Origin of the sequence: Stenotrophomonas sp. 24(2023) (assembly GCF_030913365.1) — a bacterium.
Classification (GTDB): Bacteria; Pseudomonadota; Gammaproteobacteria; order Xanthomonadales; family Xanthomonadaceae; genus Stenotrophomonas.
The window spans coordinates 3,855,200-3,870,618 of sequence record NZ_CP133160.1; the positions used below are offsets into that span (position 1 = coordinate 3,855,200).

The 15,419-nt window shown below is 67.3% G+C and carries 14 protein-coding genes; 12 read left to right on the forward strand and 2 right to left on the reverse strand.

Features of this window, described 5'->3' with window-relative positions:
• Position 1: 1 nt before the first annotated feature.
• The 4 genes from Q9R17_RS17675 to Q9R17_RS17690 all read left to right on the forward strand — a co-directional run bounded on the left by Q9R17_RS17675 (position 2) and on the right by Q9R17_RS17690 (position 3,361).
• Positions 2-574 (forward strand): chemotaxis protein CheB, encoded by a 573-nt coding sequence (locus tag Q9R17_RS17675; RefSeq protein WP_308155884.1) that lies wholly within the window; start codon positions 2-4, stop codon positions 572-574.
• Complete coding sequence (locus Q9R17_RS17680; protein ID WP_308155885.1) at positions 571-1,707, forward strand: hybrid sensor histidine kinase/response regulator; 1,137 nt, start codon at positions 571-573, stop codon at positions 1,705-1,707. The genes Q9R17_RS17675 and Q9R17_RS17680 overlap by 4 nt, the downstream gene beginning before the upstream one ends.
• A gap of 83 nt (positions 1,708-1,790) precedes the next feature.
• Complete coding sequence (locus tag Q9R17_RS17685) at positions 1,791-2,219, forward strand: BLUF domain-containing protein (protein ID WP_308155886.1); 429 nt, start codon at positions 1,791-1,793, stop codon at positions 2,217-2,219.
• A gap of 89 nt (positions 2,220-2,308) precedes the next feature.
• Complete coding sequence (locus Q9R17_RS17690; RefSeq protein WP_308158373.1) at positions 2,309-3,361, forward strand: linear amide C-N hydrolase; 1,053 nt, start codon at positions 2,309-2,311, stop codon at positions 3,359-3,361.
• A gap of 1 nt (position 3,362) precedes the next feature.
• On the opposite strand, the gene Q9R17_RS17695 is transcribed toward Q9R17_RS17690, so the two are convergent.
• Positions 3,363-4,136 carry a DUF6491 family protein gene (locus Q9R17_RS17695; protein ID WP_308155887.1) on the reverse strand — a complete coding sequence of 258 codons (774 nt, stop codon included), beginning with the start codon at positions 4,134-4,136 and terminating at the stop codon, positions 3,363-3,365.
• Between the two features lie 81 nt (positions 4,137-4,217).
• Here Q9R17_RS17695 and Q9R17_RS17700 point away from each other — a divergent pair, with 81 nt between their 5' ends.
• The 5 genes from Q9R17_RS17700 to thrC all read left to right on the forward strand — a co-directional run bounded on the left by Q9R17_RS17700 (position 4,218) and on the right by thrC (position 11,097).
• Positions 4,218-4,913, forward strand: coding sequence for an AraC family transcriptional regulator (locus Q9R17_RS17700; RefSeq protein WP_308155888.1), 696 nt, complete (start codon positions 4,218-4,220; stop codon positions 4,911-4,913).
• A gap of 91 nt (positions 4,914-5,004) precedes the next feature.
• Entirely contained in the window at positions 5,005-5,952 is a 948-nt protein-coding gene (locus Q9R17_RS17705) for a DMT family transporter (protein ID WP_308155889.1), read from the forward strand.
• A gap of 407 nt (positions 5,953-6,359) precedes the next feature.
• Positions 6,360-8,867 carry a bifunctional aspartate kinase/homoserine dehydrogenase I gene (gene thrA / locus Q9R17_RS17710; RefSeq protein WP_308155890.1) on the forward strand — a complete coding sequence of 836 codons (2,508 nt, stop codon included), beginning with the start codon at positions 6,360-6,362 and terminating at the stop codon, positions 8,865-8,867.
• A complete protein-coding gene (locus Q9R17_RS17715) occupies positions 8,864-9,778 on the forward strand; it encodes a homoserine kinase (protein WP_308155891.1) in 915 nt (304 codons plus the stop codon). Before thrA ends, Q9R17_RS17715 begins: the two co-directional genes overlap by 4 nt.
• Positions 9,779-9,807: 29 nt before the next feature.
• The gene (gene thrC, locus Q9R17_RS17720) at positions 9,808-11,097 is read left to right on the forward strand and encodes a threonine synthase (protein ID WP_308158374.1); all 1,290 of its coding nucleotides are present in this window, start codon (positions 9,808-9,810) and stop codon (positions 11,095-11,097) included.
• Between the two features lie 52 nt (positions 11,098-11,149).
• Here the strand turns inward: thrC and Q9R17_RS17725 are convergent, their stop codons facing one another.
• Positions 11,150-11,902, reverse strand: coding sequence for a helix-turn-helix domain-containing protein (locus Q9R17_RS17725; protein ID WP_308155892.1), 753 nt, complete (start codon positions 11,900-11,902; stop codon positions 11,150-11,152).
• A gap of 139 nt (positions 11,903-12,041) precedes the next feature.
• On the opposite strand from Q9R17_RS17725, the gene hisS reads away from it, so the two are divergent.
• The 3 genes from hisS to Q9R17_RS17740 all read left to right on the forward strand — a co-directional run bounded on the left by hisS (position 12,042) and on the right by Q9R17_RS17740 (position 15,412).
• The gene (gene hisS, locus Q9R17_RS17730; RefSeq protein ID WP_308155893.1) at positions 12,042-13,439 is read left to right on the forward strand and encodes a histidine--tRNA ligase; all 1,398 of its coding nucleotides are present in this window, start codon (positions 12,042-12,044) and stop codon (positions 13,437-13,439) included.
• Positions 13,440-13,508: 69 nt separating this feature from the next.
• Positions 13,509-14,630, forward strand: a complete 1,122-nt coding sequence (locus Q9R17_RS17735) for a DUF4062 domain-containing protein (RefSeq protein ID WP_308155894.1) — start codon at positions 13,509-13,511, stop codon at positions 14,628-14,630.
• A gap of 473 nt (positions 14,631-15,103) precedes the next feature.
• Positions 15,104-15,412, forward strand: coding sequence for a YerC/YecD family TrpR-related protein (locus Q9R17_RS17740; protein ID WP_308155895.1), 309 nt, complete (start codon positions 15,104-15,106; stop codon positions 15,410-15,412).
• The last annotated feature ends 7 nt before the right edge of the window (positions 15,413-15,419 follow it).

Here is a 15,419-nt window from a genome sequence, read left to right on the forward strand (position 1 = left end):
CATGCTGGGCATGCGCCCTCGATTGCTGGTGGTGGGGGCATCGGCCGGGGGCGTGGCCGCCCTGCAGCAGGTACTGGGGGCGTTGCCTGCGCAGCTGCCCATTCCGGTGCTGGTGGTGCTGCACCTGCCGCGCGACCGTCCCAGCCGGCTGGCTGAAGTGCTCGGTCCCTACTGCGTGCTTGCGCTGCGCGAGGCCGAGGACAAGCAGCCGCTGCAGGCAGGTACGGTCAGTTTCGCACCGCCTGACTACCACCTGCTGGTGGAGGATGACCAGGCCGTGGCGCTGTCGATGGATGCACCAGTGCTGTTCTCGCGCCCGGCGATCGACCCGTTGTTCGAATCGGCCGCGGCCGTGTTCGGCCCAGCCGTGCTGGCCGTGCTGCTGACGGGTGCCAGCAGCGATGGCAGCGAAGGCGTGGCCGCGGTGCGCGCCGCCGGTGGCCAGGCGTGGTTGCAATGTCCCGAGGAGGCGCAGGCATCGACGATGCCGGCCTCCGCCCTGCAGCACGCCGGCGCCGATGCCGTGCTGCCCCTTGAATTGATGTGTCGGCGCCTGAAGGAGTTGTTTGCATGAACCTGCTGCCACCGGACCCTGCTACGCCGCAGGCGCCGGTCAACCTGCTGATCGTCGATGACGTGCCGCAGAACCTGGTGGCCATGCAGGCGCTGCTGCGTCGCGATGGGGTCAACCTGCTGTGCGCCGCTTCCGGGGCCGAGGCCCTGGAACTGCTGCTCGAGCATGAGGTGGCACTCGCATTGCTGGACGTGCAGATGCCGGAAATCGACGGGTTCATGCTCGCCGAACTGATGCGGGGTTCGCAGCGCAGTCGTGATATTCCCATCATCTTCCTCACGGCGTCACCGAATGACCCGGTGCGTGCCTTCAAGGGTTACGAGACCGGCGCGGTGGATTTCCTGCACAAGCCGATCGAGCCGCAGGTGATCCTGGGCAAGGTCAATGTGTTCATCGAGCTGTACCAGCAGCGGCAGCTGCTCAAGGCACGCAATGACGCGCTGGAACGCGCGCTCAAGCTCAATGAAACGATGACCGCGGTGCTCACCCATGATCTGCGCACGCCGCTGTCGGCCATCCTGCTGTGCGCGGACAAGCTGGGCCTGGACCTGCCGGCGGACAATGCCGGCGCGCAGCAGACCCTCAGGCACCTGGAGGCGAGCACGCTGCGCATGGCGCGCATGGTCGAACAGCTGCTGGATTTCTCGCGCATCCGTACCGGTGGGCTGCACCTGCAGGCCGGGCCGTGCGATCTGGGCGAGGTCACCTCGGCGGTGGTCGTGGAAGTGGCAGGGCTGCAGGCGGCGCGCGTGGACTACCGCGCCAGCGGTGACGTGCACCTGCACGGGGACCCGGACCGGTTGGGGCAGGTGGCGGCCAACCTGCTCGGCAATGCGTTGGCCCACGGCGGCGAGGGCGGCGTGCAGGTACATCTGGATGGTTCACTGGCATCCCATGTGGTGCTCCGCGTGCGCAATGCAGGGCATATCGATGCGGCACTGATGCCGCGCCTGTTCGAGCCGTTCAAGGCCAGCTTCCACCGCAGCAACGGACTGGGGCTGGGCCTGTACATCGCCGACCAGTTCGTGCGCGCCCATGGTGGCCAGCTGCAGGCGCGCAATGAGCACCATGAGGTGGTGTTCGAGGCACGGCTGCCGCGGCGCATCGGCGAGGATGCAACCCTGCTTTTCTGAATTCTTCAGCGTGCACCGCGGCGTTTTGCCTGCGCCGCGTGCACAGCTGCTACCGTGCAGGTCCCTTATGGAAAGGATGCACGATGCCACTGCGCGCCATCGCTTATGCCAGCGAGGCCACTGCCGGGCTGGCAGCGGACCGGGTGGATGGTCTGGTCGAGGATGCGGCCCGTTTCAACAGGATGGCCGGGGTGACCGGTGTCCTGCTGCATGACGGCGCGTGCTTCCTGCAATACATCGAAGGCCCGGCCGACGGCATCGATTCGGTGTACGAGCGCATCCTGCAGGCAGGCAGCCACGGTGACATCATCGAACTGGCCCGCGGCCGCGTCTCGCACCGGCAGTTCCCGTACTGGGCAATGCGCTGGCTGCCGGTGGATGCCGCACTGCTGCGGCAGCTGTCGGTGGGGGACTGGGCCGGCTTCGCGCGGCGCATCGGGCAGGATCAGTCGCGGCCCACGGCCATGGACCTGCTGGCAGGCGTGGTGCAGCCCCTGGTGCAACCCGGTTAGCAACCTGCCGGCGTGATGCCGGGCATTCACCCGCATCTCACCCCGGCTGGGGTCAGATCGTGGCTCCTGTCATCCGTGGGGAAGCGGCAATGGGCTGGAAGCATGCAGGTGCCACCACCGTACTGGCCATGGCGATGGGGCTGTCCACGCCCGCGCAGGCCTGTACGCGCGCCGTCTATCTGGGCGACAACGATGATGTGATCACTGCCCGCTCGATGGACTGGAAGGTCGATGTGGCCACCAATCTGTGGGTGCTGCCGCGGGGCATCCGGCGCAACGGGCAGGCCGGGCCGAACTCCCTGGCCTGGACGGCGCGCTACGGCAGCGTGGTGGCCACCGGGTACGATGTTTCCACCACCGACGGCATGAATGAAAAAGGGCTGGTTGCCAACCTGCTGTGGCTGGTGGAATCGGAGTACCCGCACACGCAGGGCCGCAAGCCGGGCCTGGCGATCTCGTTGTGGGCGCAGTACATGCTGGACAACTTCGCCACGGTGGAAGAGGCCGTGCAGGCCATTGCCAAGGAGCCCTACAGCATCGTCACCGACAAGGTGCCGGGCGAGGAGCGGCTGGCCACCCTGCACCTGTCACTGTCCGATGCGTCCGGCGACAGCGCCATCGTTGAATACATCGGCGGGCGGCAGGTCATCCACCACAGCCGCGCCTACCAGGTGATGACCAATTCGCCGGTGTTCGACCAGCAGTTGGCACTGGATGCGTACTGGCAGCAGATCGGTGGCACGGTGATGCTGCCCGGCACCAACCGTTCGGCCGACCGTTTCGCGCGGGCGCGTTTCTACATCAATGCCATCCCCAGGAGCGAAGACCCGGTGGTGGCCCTGGCCAGTGTGTTCAGCGTGATCCGCAATGCCTCGGTGCCCTATGGCATCACCACGCCGGGTGAACCCAACATCTCCTCCACCCGCTGGCGCACGGTGGCCGACCACAAGCGGCGGCTGTACTTCTTCGAATCGGCGCTGACGCCCAACACGTTCTGGGTGGACCTGAACAAGGCCGACTTCAGCAAGGAAACCGGCAAGGTGCTGAAGCTGGACCTCGGGCCGGACCAGCGCAATACCTTCGCGGGTGATGCGCTGGGCCACTTCGTGCCCAGCGCGCCGTTCACCTTCCTCGGGTTGTAGATCAGCGCGAGGCCTGGCGCTGTTCGGGGTAGACCGCCAGGATCTGGCAACGGTCGGGCGTGGCCGGCACGATGGTGCGGCCACGCTCGTCGCCGGCATCCAGCGGCGTGCTGACCATGCGGTCACCCGGGTTGCCGCAGATCAGGCCGTTCTGCAGGCCCGAATGGAAGCGCACTTCCGGGGCGCGGTCCAGCGCGTTGCAGGCGCTGCCCAGCTCGACGCGGTAGTAACGGTAGCCTCCGTTGCGGGCCGGGTTGGTTTCCACCAGGATCCCGCCGGCATCCGAACTCCACGCACGGACATTGCGGGTGGCGAAGCAGAACGATGGCGAGCCGCCGAAACTGCGCCGGACGTCCCTGCGCTGGCTGATCGTCATTGCCGGCAGGGTGGCCACGCGCAGCCGGTCGCTGTTGCGTGCAACGCTGGCGAAATCACGGTTGTCCACCGGGGTGACCGCACTGACGGTGCAGGCATGGCCATCGACCGTCACCCGCTCGCTGGGGCGGCCGCAGGCGAAACCACCAGGGGCTTCCAGGGCCAGCCTGCCGGCGGTGCGGGTGCCGGGGCAGTCTTCGCTGAAATCGATGCGATAGGCCTGGCCGGAGGCGGCCCGGACCGCGATGGAACGTGGCGAGGCCTGCTCGACCTCGGTGACACCGGCGGTGTCCATGCAGTGTGGGGCCGGTGGCAGCCGTTCCTGGGCAGCGCTTGAAGCGGCGGCAACAGCCAACACCAGGCCCAGGCCCGTGGACAGCGCAACGCGATGGAGGGTCATGACCCGCACTCCCTGTACTGGATGACGGGCCGACTCTAGCAGGTGATTGCGCCGCATGGGCGACAGCGCCAGACTGCGCCCATGCAGCCTGAACAGCACCTGCGCCGCTACGGCACCTCCACTGGCCTGGACCGGCACCCCTATGCGCAGTGGGTGCTGCCGGTACGGGGGGAGCTGCAGTTCGAAGTGGGCGCGCAGGGCGGGCGGCTGGACCTGCTGCAGGGGGCCTTCGTCGCACCGGGCGAGCCCCATGCCCAGCAGGGGCGCGGGGACAATGGATTCGTGATCCTGGATTGCCCGGCTGGGCTGTTCGATGATGCCACCCTTGAACGCCTGTGCCGGCAGCGCTGGTTGCCGTTGCCGGCGGAGCTGCGCCGGGCGTTGCAGCCGGCCGGGCAGGGCATGCCGTTGCCCGGGCTGTGGCCGCGGCTGCTGCGCCATTTCGCAGGCGATGGCAGCGGTGCACGCCTGCAGGGCCTGTGCGCGGCCATCCAGGCCAGCCCCGGACAGGCCTGGCCGGTCGCCCGCATGGCGGCCCATGTCGGCCTCAGCGAGAGCCGCCTGCATGCGGTGTTCCTGCGTGAGTTCGGCCTGAGCCCGCAGGGCTGGTTGAGTGCCTGCCGGTTGCGCTGGGCCAAGGACCAGTTGCGGCGCAGCGATGCACCGATCAGTGCCATCGCGCTGGCAGCCGGCTATTCGGAACAGAGTGCCCTGACCCGCGCGATGCGGCGCGAATGCGGGCAGAGCCCTGCCGCCTGGCGTCGCAGCGATGCCTGATGCGCCAGCAGCGCGGCAGTAGTTTCGGTCAAGACACCCGGGGCACGGCCACCTAGACTGCGTGGCCGTGTACTCCCCCCGTGGTCCTGTGATGCGCAACAATTCGATCGGCCTGGGCATCGCCAATGGTGTTGCCGCAGGTGCGTTGTGGGGCGTGGTATTTCTGGCGCCCGCCGTGCTGCAGTCCTTCAACGCGCTGCAGCTGTCCGCAGGCCGTTACCTCATCTATGGCCTGATTGCGGTGGCGCTGCTGCTGCCACGCTGGTCGCGGCTGGCGCCACGCCTGGGACGTGCGGAATGGCTGGGGCTGCTGTGGCTCAGCCTGGCCGGCAACCTGGTGTACTTCCTGCTGCTGGCCACGGCAGTGCAATGGGCGGGCGGAGCCGCCGCGTCGCTCATCGTGGGCCTGATTCCCGTGGTCGTGACCCTGGTCGGGGTACGCGAAAAGGGGGCTGTGCCCCTGAAGCAGCTGCTGCCGGCACTGGTGCTGTGCGTGCTGGGCGTGGCGCTGGTCGGTTATGAAGCGCTGTTGTCCGAGCACCTGGCCACGCCCTGGCGGCAACGGGTGATCGGCCTGCTGTGCGCGTTCGGTGCGCTGTTCTCCTGGGCACTGTATTCGGTGGGCAACAGCCGCTGGCTGGCGCGGCGGCCCGACCTGTCCAGCCATGACTGGTCGCTGCTGACCGGCGTGGTGACCGGGGGATTGTCGCTGCTGCTGGTGCCCGGTGCCTTTGCTGGCAGCAGCACGCATACGCCAGGGCAATGGGCGTTGTTCTGGGCGATCAGCGCCGGCGTGGCGGTGGTGGCCTCCATCGTGGGCAATGCCTTCTGGAACCGCGCCAGCCGATTGCTGCCGCTCACCTTGACCGGCCAGATGATCGTGTTCGAGACCCTGTTCGCACTGCTGTATGCCTTTGCTTGGCAATGGCGCTGGCCAACCCTGCTTGAAGCGCTGGCGATCATCTGCCTGGTGGCCGGTGTGCTGATGTGCGCGCATGCACACCGCACGCCGCGCGCGATCACCGAACACGCCGGCTGATGGGCGGGCGGGCGCTGTTCCGGTAACGCGCCCGCAGGCCGGGCGGTCATGCGGGCCATGGCCTGCGGTGCCTGCACGGTCACAATTGCAACCAAATCCATGCGCGTTGGGCGACGATCGTGCCGATGGATTTTTGCGCTGCAACACTTGACAGCACCCGCCGCGGCGTAGTTTTCTGTCGTCCATGGTCCTTGATGCCGCCACCGCCCTGTCCACTGCTCCCGCCACCGCGGGCCGCACGACTGCGCCGGTTGCCATCACCACCACCATTACCACCATTACCGCCACCACTGCCCTGGTGCGGCCCGTCGTCTTCGTGTAACTCCCGAAAACCACGGCCCCGCACCATCCAGGTGGCGGGGATACTCGACCACCTGCATGCCACGGGGCCTCCAACCGAGGTCAGCATGTCCAACGTCGTCGCGTCATCCCATCCTCTCGTTCCCGCCGATCTGGCCGCGCCGTCCACTGTCGTGCACAAGTTCGGTGGCACCTCGGTGGCCGATGCCGAACGCTACCGGCATGTCGCCAGCCTGCTGCTGGCCCGCCCCGAATCACTGCAGGTGGCGGTGGTATCGGCGATGAAGGGCGTCACCGATGCGCTGATCGAACTGGCCGGACTGGCCTCGCGTGGCGAGCCCGGCTGGCGCGAGGCGTGGCATGCGCTGCGTGCGCGGCATCGGGGTGCGGCGGTGGCGCTGCTGGGCGAAGCCGTGGGCGACACGGTGGACTGGCTGGACGCGCGGTTCGAGCAGCTGTCCGAGGTGCTGGCCGCGCTGGCGGTGATCGGTGAACTGCCGCGCGAGGTGCTCGACCGCGTGCAGGGCCAGGGCGAGGTGTATTCGGCCCAGCTGCTGGGCAGTTACCTGCGCAGCGTGGGCGAGGACTGCGCCGTGCTGGACGCACGCGACGTGCTGGTGGTCGGGCGTGGCGAGCTGGGCGTGGACGTGGACTGGGAGGCCAGCGCCGACCGCCTGGCCAGCTGGCGCCTGCAGCACCCGCAGCAGCGGGTGGTGGCCACCGGCTTCGTCGCGCGTGACCGCGATGGCCGGGTGACCACGCTGGGCCGCAACGGCAGCGATTATTCCGGGGCGATCTTCGCCGCGCTGTTCAACGCCGATGAACTGCACATCTGGACCGATGTCGATGGTGTGCTGTCGGCTGACCCGCGGGTGGTGCCCGAAGCAGTGCAGCTGCAGTCGCTCAGTTACGACGAGGCCTGCGAACTGGCCTATTTCGGCGCCAAGGTGGTGCATCCGCAGACGATGTCGCCCGCCATCCAGCTGGGCCTGCCGATCATCATCCGCAACACCTTCCAGCCCGATCACCCGGGTACCCGCATCAGCGCGGAACGCTCGGTGCATGGGCCGATCAAGGGGCTGACACTCAGCCCGGGCCTGGCCGTACTGAACCTGGAAGGCACCGGCCTGATGGGCGTGCCGGGTACGGCCGAGCGGGTGTTCTCCGCGCTGCGCCAGGCCAAGGTGTCGGTGGTGATGATCTCGCAGGGCTCATCCGAACACTCCATCTGCTGCGTGGTCCGCGGTGAGGATGTGGCGCGTGGCCGCCAGGCGCTGCTGCAGGCTTTCGCCCACGAGCTGTCGGCCGGGCAGGTCCAGCGCGTGCAGGTCACCGACGATGTGAGCGTGCTGGCGGCGGTGGGTGACGGCATGGCGGGCCAACCGGGTGTGGCCGCGCGCCTGTTCGGTGCGCTGGGGCGCGCCCAGGTCAACATCCTGGCCATCGCGCAGGGCTCGTCCGAACGCAACATTTCGGTGGCGGTGGACAGCGGCGATGCCACCCGGGCACTGCGCGCCGCGCACGCCGGATTCTGGCTGTCGCCGCAGACCTTCGCGGTGGGCGTGATCGGTCCGGGCAATGTCGGTGCCGCGCTGCTGGACCAGCTGCAGGCAGCCCTGCCGCAGCTGCGTGGCAAGGCCAACATCGACCTGCGGCTGCGGGCGGTGGCCTCGCGCAGCCGCATGCTGCTGGAACCGCGTGCGCTGCCGGCGGATTGGCGGCAGGCACTGCAGTCCGGCAGCGAGGCCAGCGATCTGGACCGCTTCACCGAGCACCTGCTCGCCGCGCACCTGCCGCATGCGGTGGTGATCGACTGCAGTGGCAGTGCCGAGGTGGCCGAGCGCTATGCGGACTGGCTGGCGGCGGGCATCCATGTGGTCACCCCGAACAAGCAGGCTGGCTCCGGCCCGTTGCCGCGTTACCAGCGCATCCGGGCGGCGGCGGCGGCCAGCGGCGCACGCTTCCGCTACGAGGCCACGGTGGGCGCTGGCCTGCCGGTGATCACCACGCTGCGCGACCTGGTCGATACCGGCGATGAAGTGCTGGCCATCGAAGGCATCTTCTCCGGCACGCTGGCCTGGCTGTTCAACCGCTTCGATGGCAGCCAGCCGTTCTCGGCACTGGTCGCGCAGGCGCGCGCGATGGGCTACACCGAACCGGACGCGCGCGATGACCTGTCCGGCATCGACGTGGCGCGCAAGCTGGTCATCCTGGCCCGCGAGGCCGGCCACGCGCTCAGCCTGGACCAGGTGCAGGTGGAAAGCCTGGTGCCGGAAGCCCTGCGCGGCGGTGATGCCGATGCCTTCATGGCGCACCTGCACGAATCCGATGACGCATTGCTGGCCCGCCTGCAGGCGGCGCGCGCGCGCGGGGCGGTGCTGCGTTATGTCGCACAGCTGACCGCGCAGGGCGCTTCGGTGGGGCTGGTCGAGCTGCCGGCCGGGCATGCCTTCGCCAATCTGCGCCTGACCGACAACGTGGTGCAGTTCCAGACCCGTCGCTACTGCGACAATCCGCTGGTGGTGCAGGGCCCCGGTGCGGGCCCGGAAGTGACCGCCGCCGGCGTGTTCGCCGACCTGCTGAGGGTGGCCGCCGGCGAAGGAGCGCGCCTGTGATCGCACGTGCGTTCGCCCCCGCTTCGGTGGCCAATGTGGCCGTGGGGTTCGACATCCTTGGCCACGCCATCGCGGGCATCGGCGATACGGTGAGCGTGCGCCGCATCGACGAACCGGAGGTGCGTATCGAAGCGATCCATGCCGATGGCATGGCGCTGCCGACCGACCCTGCACGCAACACCGCCGGTGCCGCGCTGCTTGCCCTGCGCGAAGGCCTGGGCCTGGCCCATGGCTTTGCGCTGGAGATCGACAAGGGCATCCCGTTCGGCTCGGGCATGGGCGGTTCGGCGGCCTCGTGCGTGGCCGCGCTGGTGGCGGCCAATGCCGTGCTGGATGCGCCGCTGCCGCGCGAGGCGCTGTACCCGTTCGCCCTCGATGGCGAAGCGGTGGCCAGTGGTGGCCGTCACGGTGACAACGTCGGGCCGCTGCTGCTGGGTGGGCTGGCGCTGTGCACCGCGCGGCAGCTGGTGCGCATTCCCGTCCCCGACCATTGGCACAGCCTGCTGGTGCACCCACAGGCCGTGCTGGAAACCCGCCGTGCGCGCGAGGCGCTGCAGGGCCACTACGCACTGGGTGAATTCGTCGCGCAGAGCGCCAACCTGGGGCTGGTCCTGGCCGGTTGCCATCGCGGCGATGCCGGCCTGGTACGGGCCGGGTTGCGTGACGTGCTGATCGAGCCGCGCCGCGCCGGCCTGATGACCGGCTTCGCTGCCGCACGTGATGCCGCATTGGCGGCCGATGCGATGGGAGCCGGCATTTCCGGTGCGGGACCCAGCGTGTTCGCCTGGTTTGAAAGCGCCGCGTTGGCGCACGCCGCGGCGCCGCAGGTGCGCGCCGCCTTCGCCGAGGCCGGCCTGGACAGCCAGGCCTGGGTATCGCCCTTGAATGCTGCTGGAGCCTGCCTGTGCTGAATTCCGCTCTCTCCCCGGACGCTGCACCGTTGTCGTTCGTTTCCACCCGTGGCCAGGCCCCGGCGGTGCCGCTCAGTGCCGCCATGGCCGTCGGGCTGGCGCCCGACGGTGGCCTGTATGTGCCGGCGGTGCTGCCGGCATCGCGTAGCTGGCAGCCGCAGCAGGATCTGGCAGCGACGGCCGCCGACCTGCTGGCCCCTTTCTTCGCGGGCGACCGGCTGGCCGGGGCATTGCCGGGCATCTGCCGGCAAGCCTTCGATTTCCCCGTGCCGCTGCGCCGGCTGGCGACGCCGGGCGACCATGTGCTGGAGCTGTTCCATGGCCCGACCGCCGCCTTCAAGGACATCGGTGCGCGCTTCCTGGCCGGGGCGTTGTCACAGCTGCAGGCCGGGCAGGGGCGTGACCTGACCATCGTGGTCGCCACCTCCGGCGACACCGGGGCTGCGGTGGCTGCCGCCTTCCATCGCCAGCCCGGTGTGCGGGTGGTGGTGCTGTACCCCGATGGCCGGGTGTCACCCCGGCAGGCGCACCAGCTGGGGTGCTTTGGCGACAACATCCAGGCGCTGCGCGTGGCCGGCAGTTTCGATGACTGCCAGGCGATGGCCAAGCAGGCGCTGGGCGATGGCGCGCTGCAGGCCAGTGTGCCGCTCAGTTCGGCCAACAGCATCAGCCTGGGCCGCCTGCTGCCGCAGATGAGCTACTACGCCCATGCCGCCCTGCAGCACCACGCCACCTGCGGGCAGCACTTGAACCTGGTGGTGCCCACCGGCAACCTCGGCAATGCAATGGCTGCGGTACTGGCCCGCGCACTGGGCGTGCCGATCGGCCAGATCGTGCTGGCCACCAACGCCAATGCGGTGCTGCCGCGCTACTTCCAGGGGCAGGACTACCAGCCGCAGCCCAGCGTGGCCACGGTGGCCAACGCGATGGACGTGGGCGCACCGAGCAACTTCGAGCGCCTGCGCTGGCTGTACCGCCACGATGATGCCGAACTGCGGGCTGCATTCCGTGCGTACGCGGTGGACGACGTGACGATCCGCGCGACCATCGCCAGCCTGTTTGCCAGCCAGGGCGAGGTGGTGTGCCCGCACACCGCCACGGCGGTGAAGGTGCTGCAGGATCTGCGCGCGGGTGGTGCCAAGGGGGACTGGGCGGTGGTGGCTACCGCACACCCGGCCAAGTTCGAAAGCGTTGTGGAGCCGCTGATCGGCCGGCCGGTGCCGGTGCCACCGGCGTTGCACGCGCTGCTGCAGCGTCCGGCGCAGGCCGCGCCGGTACCGGCGCGTTACGCGGCGTTGCGCGAGGTGTTGCTGCGGTGAGTGGCACAGGCGCCAGGCATGGCCAGGCCATGCCTGGCGGGCACTGCGGAACTCAGCCCAGCGCTTCGCCCGCCAGTGCGCGCAATGCATCCTCATCCAGGATCTCCACCAGGTTCAGCTGGGGCAGGGCGATCAGCCCCTGCTGCCGCAGCTTGGTGAAGGTGCGGCTGACCGTTTCCATGGTCAGCCCCAGATGGTCGGCGATGTCGCCGCGGCCCATCGGCAGCGCTACGCGCAGGCCATCACCGCCCAGGCGGGCTTCGCGTGCGGCAAGGCGCAGCAGGAAATCGGCCAGTTTTTCCGCCGGCTGCAGGCGTGCCAGGGCCAGGGCCGCGTCCTGCGCGGCATCCAGCTCCTGGCAGGCCCGCTGCAGCAGCTTGCGTTCCAGGTGCGGGTAGCGGCTGCGCAGGCCTTTCATCTGCGGCAGCGCCACCCGGCAGACACGGCTGTCGGCGATGGCTTCGATATCGTGGCGGTGCAGGTCGCTGCCGCTCAGCCCGAGGTAATCCCCGGGCAGCACGAAGCCGCTGATCTGGCGGCGGCCGTCGGCCAGGGTGCGTACCAGGCGCAGGGCGCCGGCAGTCAATGTATAGACATGCTGGCGTTCCTCGCCGCTGCGCGCCAGGGTGGCCCCCGTGGCGACCTGCTGGGACACGGTGACCTGTTCCAGGGCCTGCACTTCATCCGGCGACAGTGCGGAGCAGACCGCCAGGTGGCGGACCGAGCACTGCAGGCAGTCCAGCGTCGAGCACGCCGGGGCGGCGGGTTCGGCGGTGGCCGTCGGTGGGCCGGGGGGGCGGGTCATGGGGCAGGGTCCAGCGGGCGGGGCAGCGCCCTATGATACTTCATGGCGTCCGGCTGCCCTGTCCGGTACGGCCGCGGCCGGCCAGTGCGGCTAGAATGTGCGCCCCCTCCACGTTTTCGTTCCTGCAGGAGTTGCTCCCGTGATCAAGCCTCGTACCCCGCCCGGCACCCTGGAACTGCTGCCGCGCGAGCAGATTGCGTTCCAGCGCATGCTGGACGTCATCCGCCGCAACTACGAGCGCTTCGGGTTCCTGCCGGTGGAAACGCCGGTGTTCGAGCTGTCCGACGTGCTGCTGACCAAATCCGGCGGCGAGACCGAGCGCCAGGTGTATTTCGTGCAGTCCACCGGCGCGCTGGCCAATGCCGCCGAAGCCGGTGACCGTTCCCTGCCGGAAATGGCGCTGCGTTTCGACCTGACCGTGCCGCTGGCGCGCTATGTGGCCGAACACGAGCATGAACTGACCTTCCCGTTCCGCCGCTACCAGATGCAGCGCGTGTACCGCGGCGAGCGTGCACAGCGTGGCCGTTTCCGCGAGTTCTACCAGTGCGACATCGATGTGATCGGCAAGGACAGCCTGAGCGTGCGCTATGACGCCGAAGTCCTGGCCGTGATCCATGCGGTGTTCTCCGAGCTGCGTATCGGCAACTTCAGCATCCAGCTGAACAACCGCAAGCTGATGCGCGGTTTCTTCGAAAGCCTGGGCGTGGCCGAGGGCGAGCGCCAGCTGGCGGTACTGCGCGAAGTGGACAAGCTGGACAAGCGCGGCCCCGACTATGTGCGCGAAACGCTGGTCGGCGAGGGTTTCGGCGTGCCGGCCGAGCAGGTCGAGAAGATCCTGGCCTTTGTTGCCGTGCGCTCGGCGGGGCATGCCGATGCGCTGGCACAGTTGGCGGCGCTGGAAGAAAACGCGGCGTCCTCGGACACCCTGCGCGCCGGCGTGGCCGAGCTGCGCGAAGTGCTGCAGCTGGTGCAGGCGCTGGGCGTTCCGGAAAGCGCGTACTGCCTGAACTTCTCCATTGCCCGTGGCCTGGATTACTACACCGGCACGGTGTACGAGACCACGCTGACCGACCACCCGCAGATCGGTTCGATCTGCTCCGGTGGCCGCTATGAAGACCTGGCCAGCCACTACAGCAAGTCCAAGCTGCCGGGCGTGGGCATTTCGATTGGCCTGTCGCGCCTGTTCTGGCAGCTGCGCGAGGCCGGCCTGATCGAGGGTATCGAAGCCAGCAGCGTGCAGGCCCTGGTGGCCCTGATGGACGAGCAGGGCATGGCCCAGTCGCTGGACATCGCCCGCCGCCTGCGCGCCGGTGGCATCAACACCGAAGTGCAGATGGAGCCGAAGAAGATCGGCAAGCAGTTCCAGTACGCGGCCAAGGCCGGCATCCGCTTCGTGGTGCTGGCCGGTGAAGACGAACTGGCCCGTGGCGTGGTGGCGGTGAAGGACCTCGTGCGCGAGCAGCAGTTCGAGGTGGCCCGTGACGAGCTGGCCAGCACCCTGCAGGTCGAGCTGGAACAGTCGAAGGTGATGGTTTGATTTGCTTGCTTTAATGTAGCGTTTTGGTAATGCGTTTTGGTTTGATTTACTTGTCGCTTTGTTTTCTGCGTGAACTGGCTTTTCCTCATGGGCGCATTTATGCTTGCACAAGGAGTGCATATGGAAAGAAGGCATCAGGTATTCATCTCATCGACCTTTTCTGACCTCGTTGATGAGCGCAGGGAGATAATTCAAGCGGTCTTGGAGCTTGATTGTTTTCCCGCGGGTATGGAGTTGTTTCCCGCTACCAATGATGGCGCTTGGGATCTTATTAAGCGAGTCATTGATGACTCCGATTATTACTGTTTGGTGATAGGGGGTCGTTACGGCTCTCTCGATCTGGATGGAATCGGATATACCGAAAAAGAGTATGACTACGCAGTGAGCGTAAAAAAACCTGTTATGGCTTTTATGCATTCGAAGCCTAATGAGATCGCTGCAGGTAAGACTGAGCTGTCTGCTGATGGGCGGCAGAGGCTGGAGGCTTTTAGGCAGAAGGTGGAATCTGCTCATCACTGTAAGTACTGGGTGGCAGCTGAGGATCTTGGGGCCAAGGTTTCGCGCGGATTGATTGCGCTTAAGAAAGCTCACCCATCGGAGGGCTGGGTTCCCGGGGCATTTGCTGCTGATGACGCAAGCAGGATCGAGCGCGCCAATCTTCGTGCTCGTGTTGCTGAGTTGGAGGTGCAGCTTGTGCAAGCATCACTTCAGGCTGCGACGGCCGGGCACTCTGATCTGGCGTCTGGGAAGGAGAGGTTTGATTGCGGGATATTCTTCGGGACCCGGCTTGTTAAAGAGGTTAAGTGGTGGGATGTTGCAGTTTCTTGGGATCAGATTCTCAGCTATGTCGGTCCTATTCTTACTCCTGAGTGTACCGAGGAAGAGTTTGTCGATAGATTGCAGCTTTGTTTGATTCACGCGGCTGGAGAGCAGCTGGCCGATGGTGATGAGCCTAAGTTTAGTGATGCCGTTATGCGAATAGTTGATATTGATCAGGTCAAGGTTCAGCTTAGGGCCTTGGGCTACATGATTCCCGGCGTTAAGAGGCGAGCGGTATCTGACAAGAAGGTTTATTGGAAGCTTTCCAAGTTGGGAGAGGATCATCTTTTAAGCGTCCAGGCGATACGTAGCTCTGTCGAGCAGGTTGTTACGAAGGAGCTGGCTCAAGCGGCATCTATTTCGGGTGGGTAGTTGGATTTCGGTATTTATGTGGCTCCATTTTGTGATCCGGCTTTTACTTGTCCGTATGTGAATTTGCTTAGAGTAAAACGCCCACCTCCTGGTGGGCGTTTTCGTTTCCGGGTCGCGCTCCGGGGTCAGAGCTGTTTCCGTCCGGAAAACGGATCCTACCCCGTGCCGACCAGCGGTCGGCACCCACCAGCAGCAGGTCCCAACAGCTCGCGGCCAACTGTCGAAGGCGGGGCGGGTCCGGTGGCAGGGGTGTGAGCGGCATGGATGCCGCGACCAAGCCCCCATGGATGGGTTTACGGCGCCCCCTGCCACGGGGCCCGCCCCGCCATCCCACGGAAAGCCTGGCTTTTGACGTTGACGTTGACGTTAGCGGGTGCAGGGCAGCAGCCCTGCCCCCGCCCTCGATTTGACGCACCGCGCAAGAATGCGCTAATGTACTAACGCGCTATTACATTGATGCAAGAGATCCGCCCGTGAAAGCCCGCCCCGACATCGCCGCCAAAGACCCGCAGGCCGACCTCGACGCCCTGGCCGCCGCCTTTGCCGGCCTGCGCGAACCCGCCGACGTGGTCGCCTTCCTGCGCGACCTGTGCACCCCGGCCGAGCTGGAAGCCATGGCCGACCGCTGGAAAGTGGTCCCGCTGCTGCAGCAGGGCGTGCCCTACCGCGAGATCCATGAGCGCACCGGGGTCAGCGTGACCACCACCGGACGGGTGGCGCGCACGCTGGAACACGGCCATCGCGGCTATGCCGCCGCCATCGCCCAGCTTGCCCCACGCTGACCTGCGC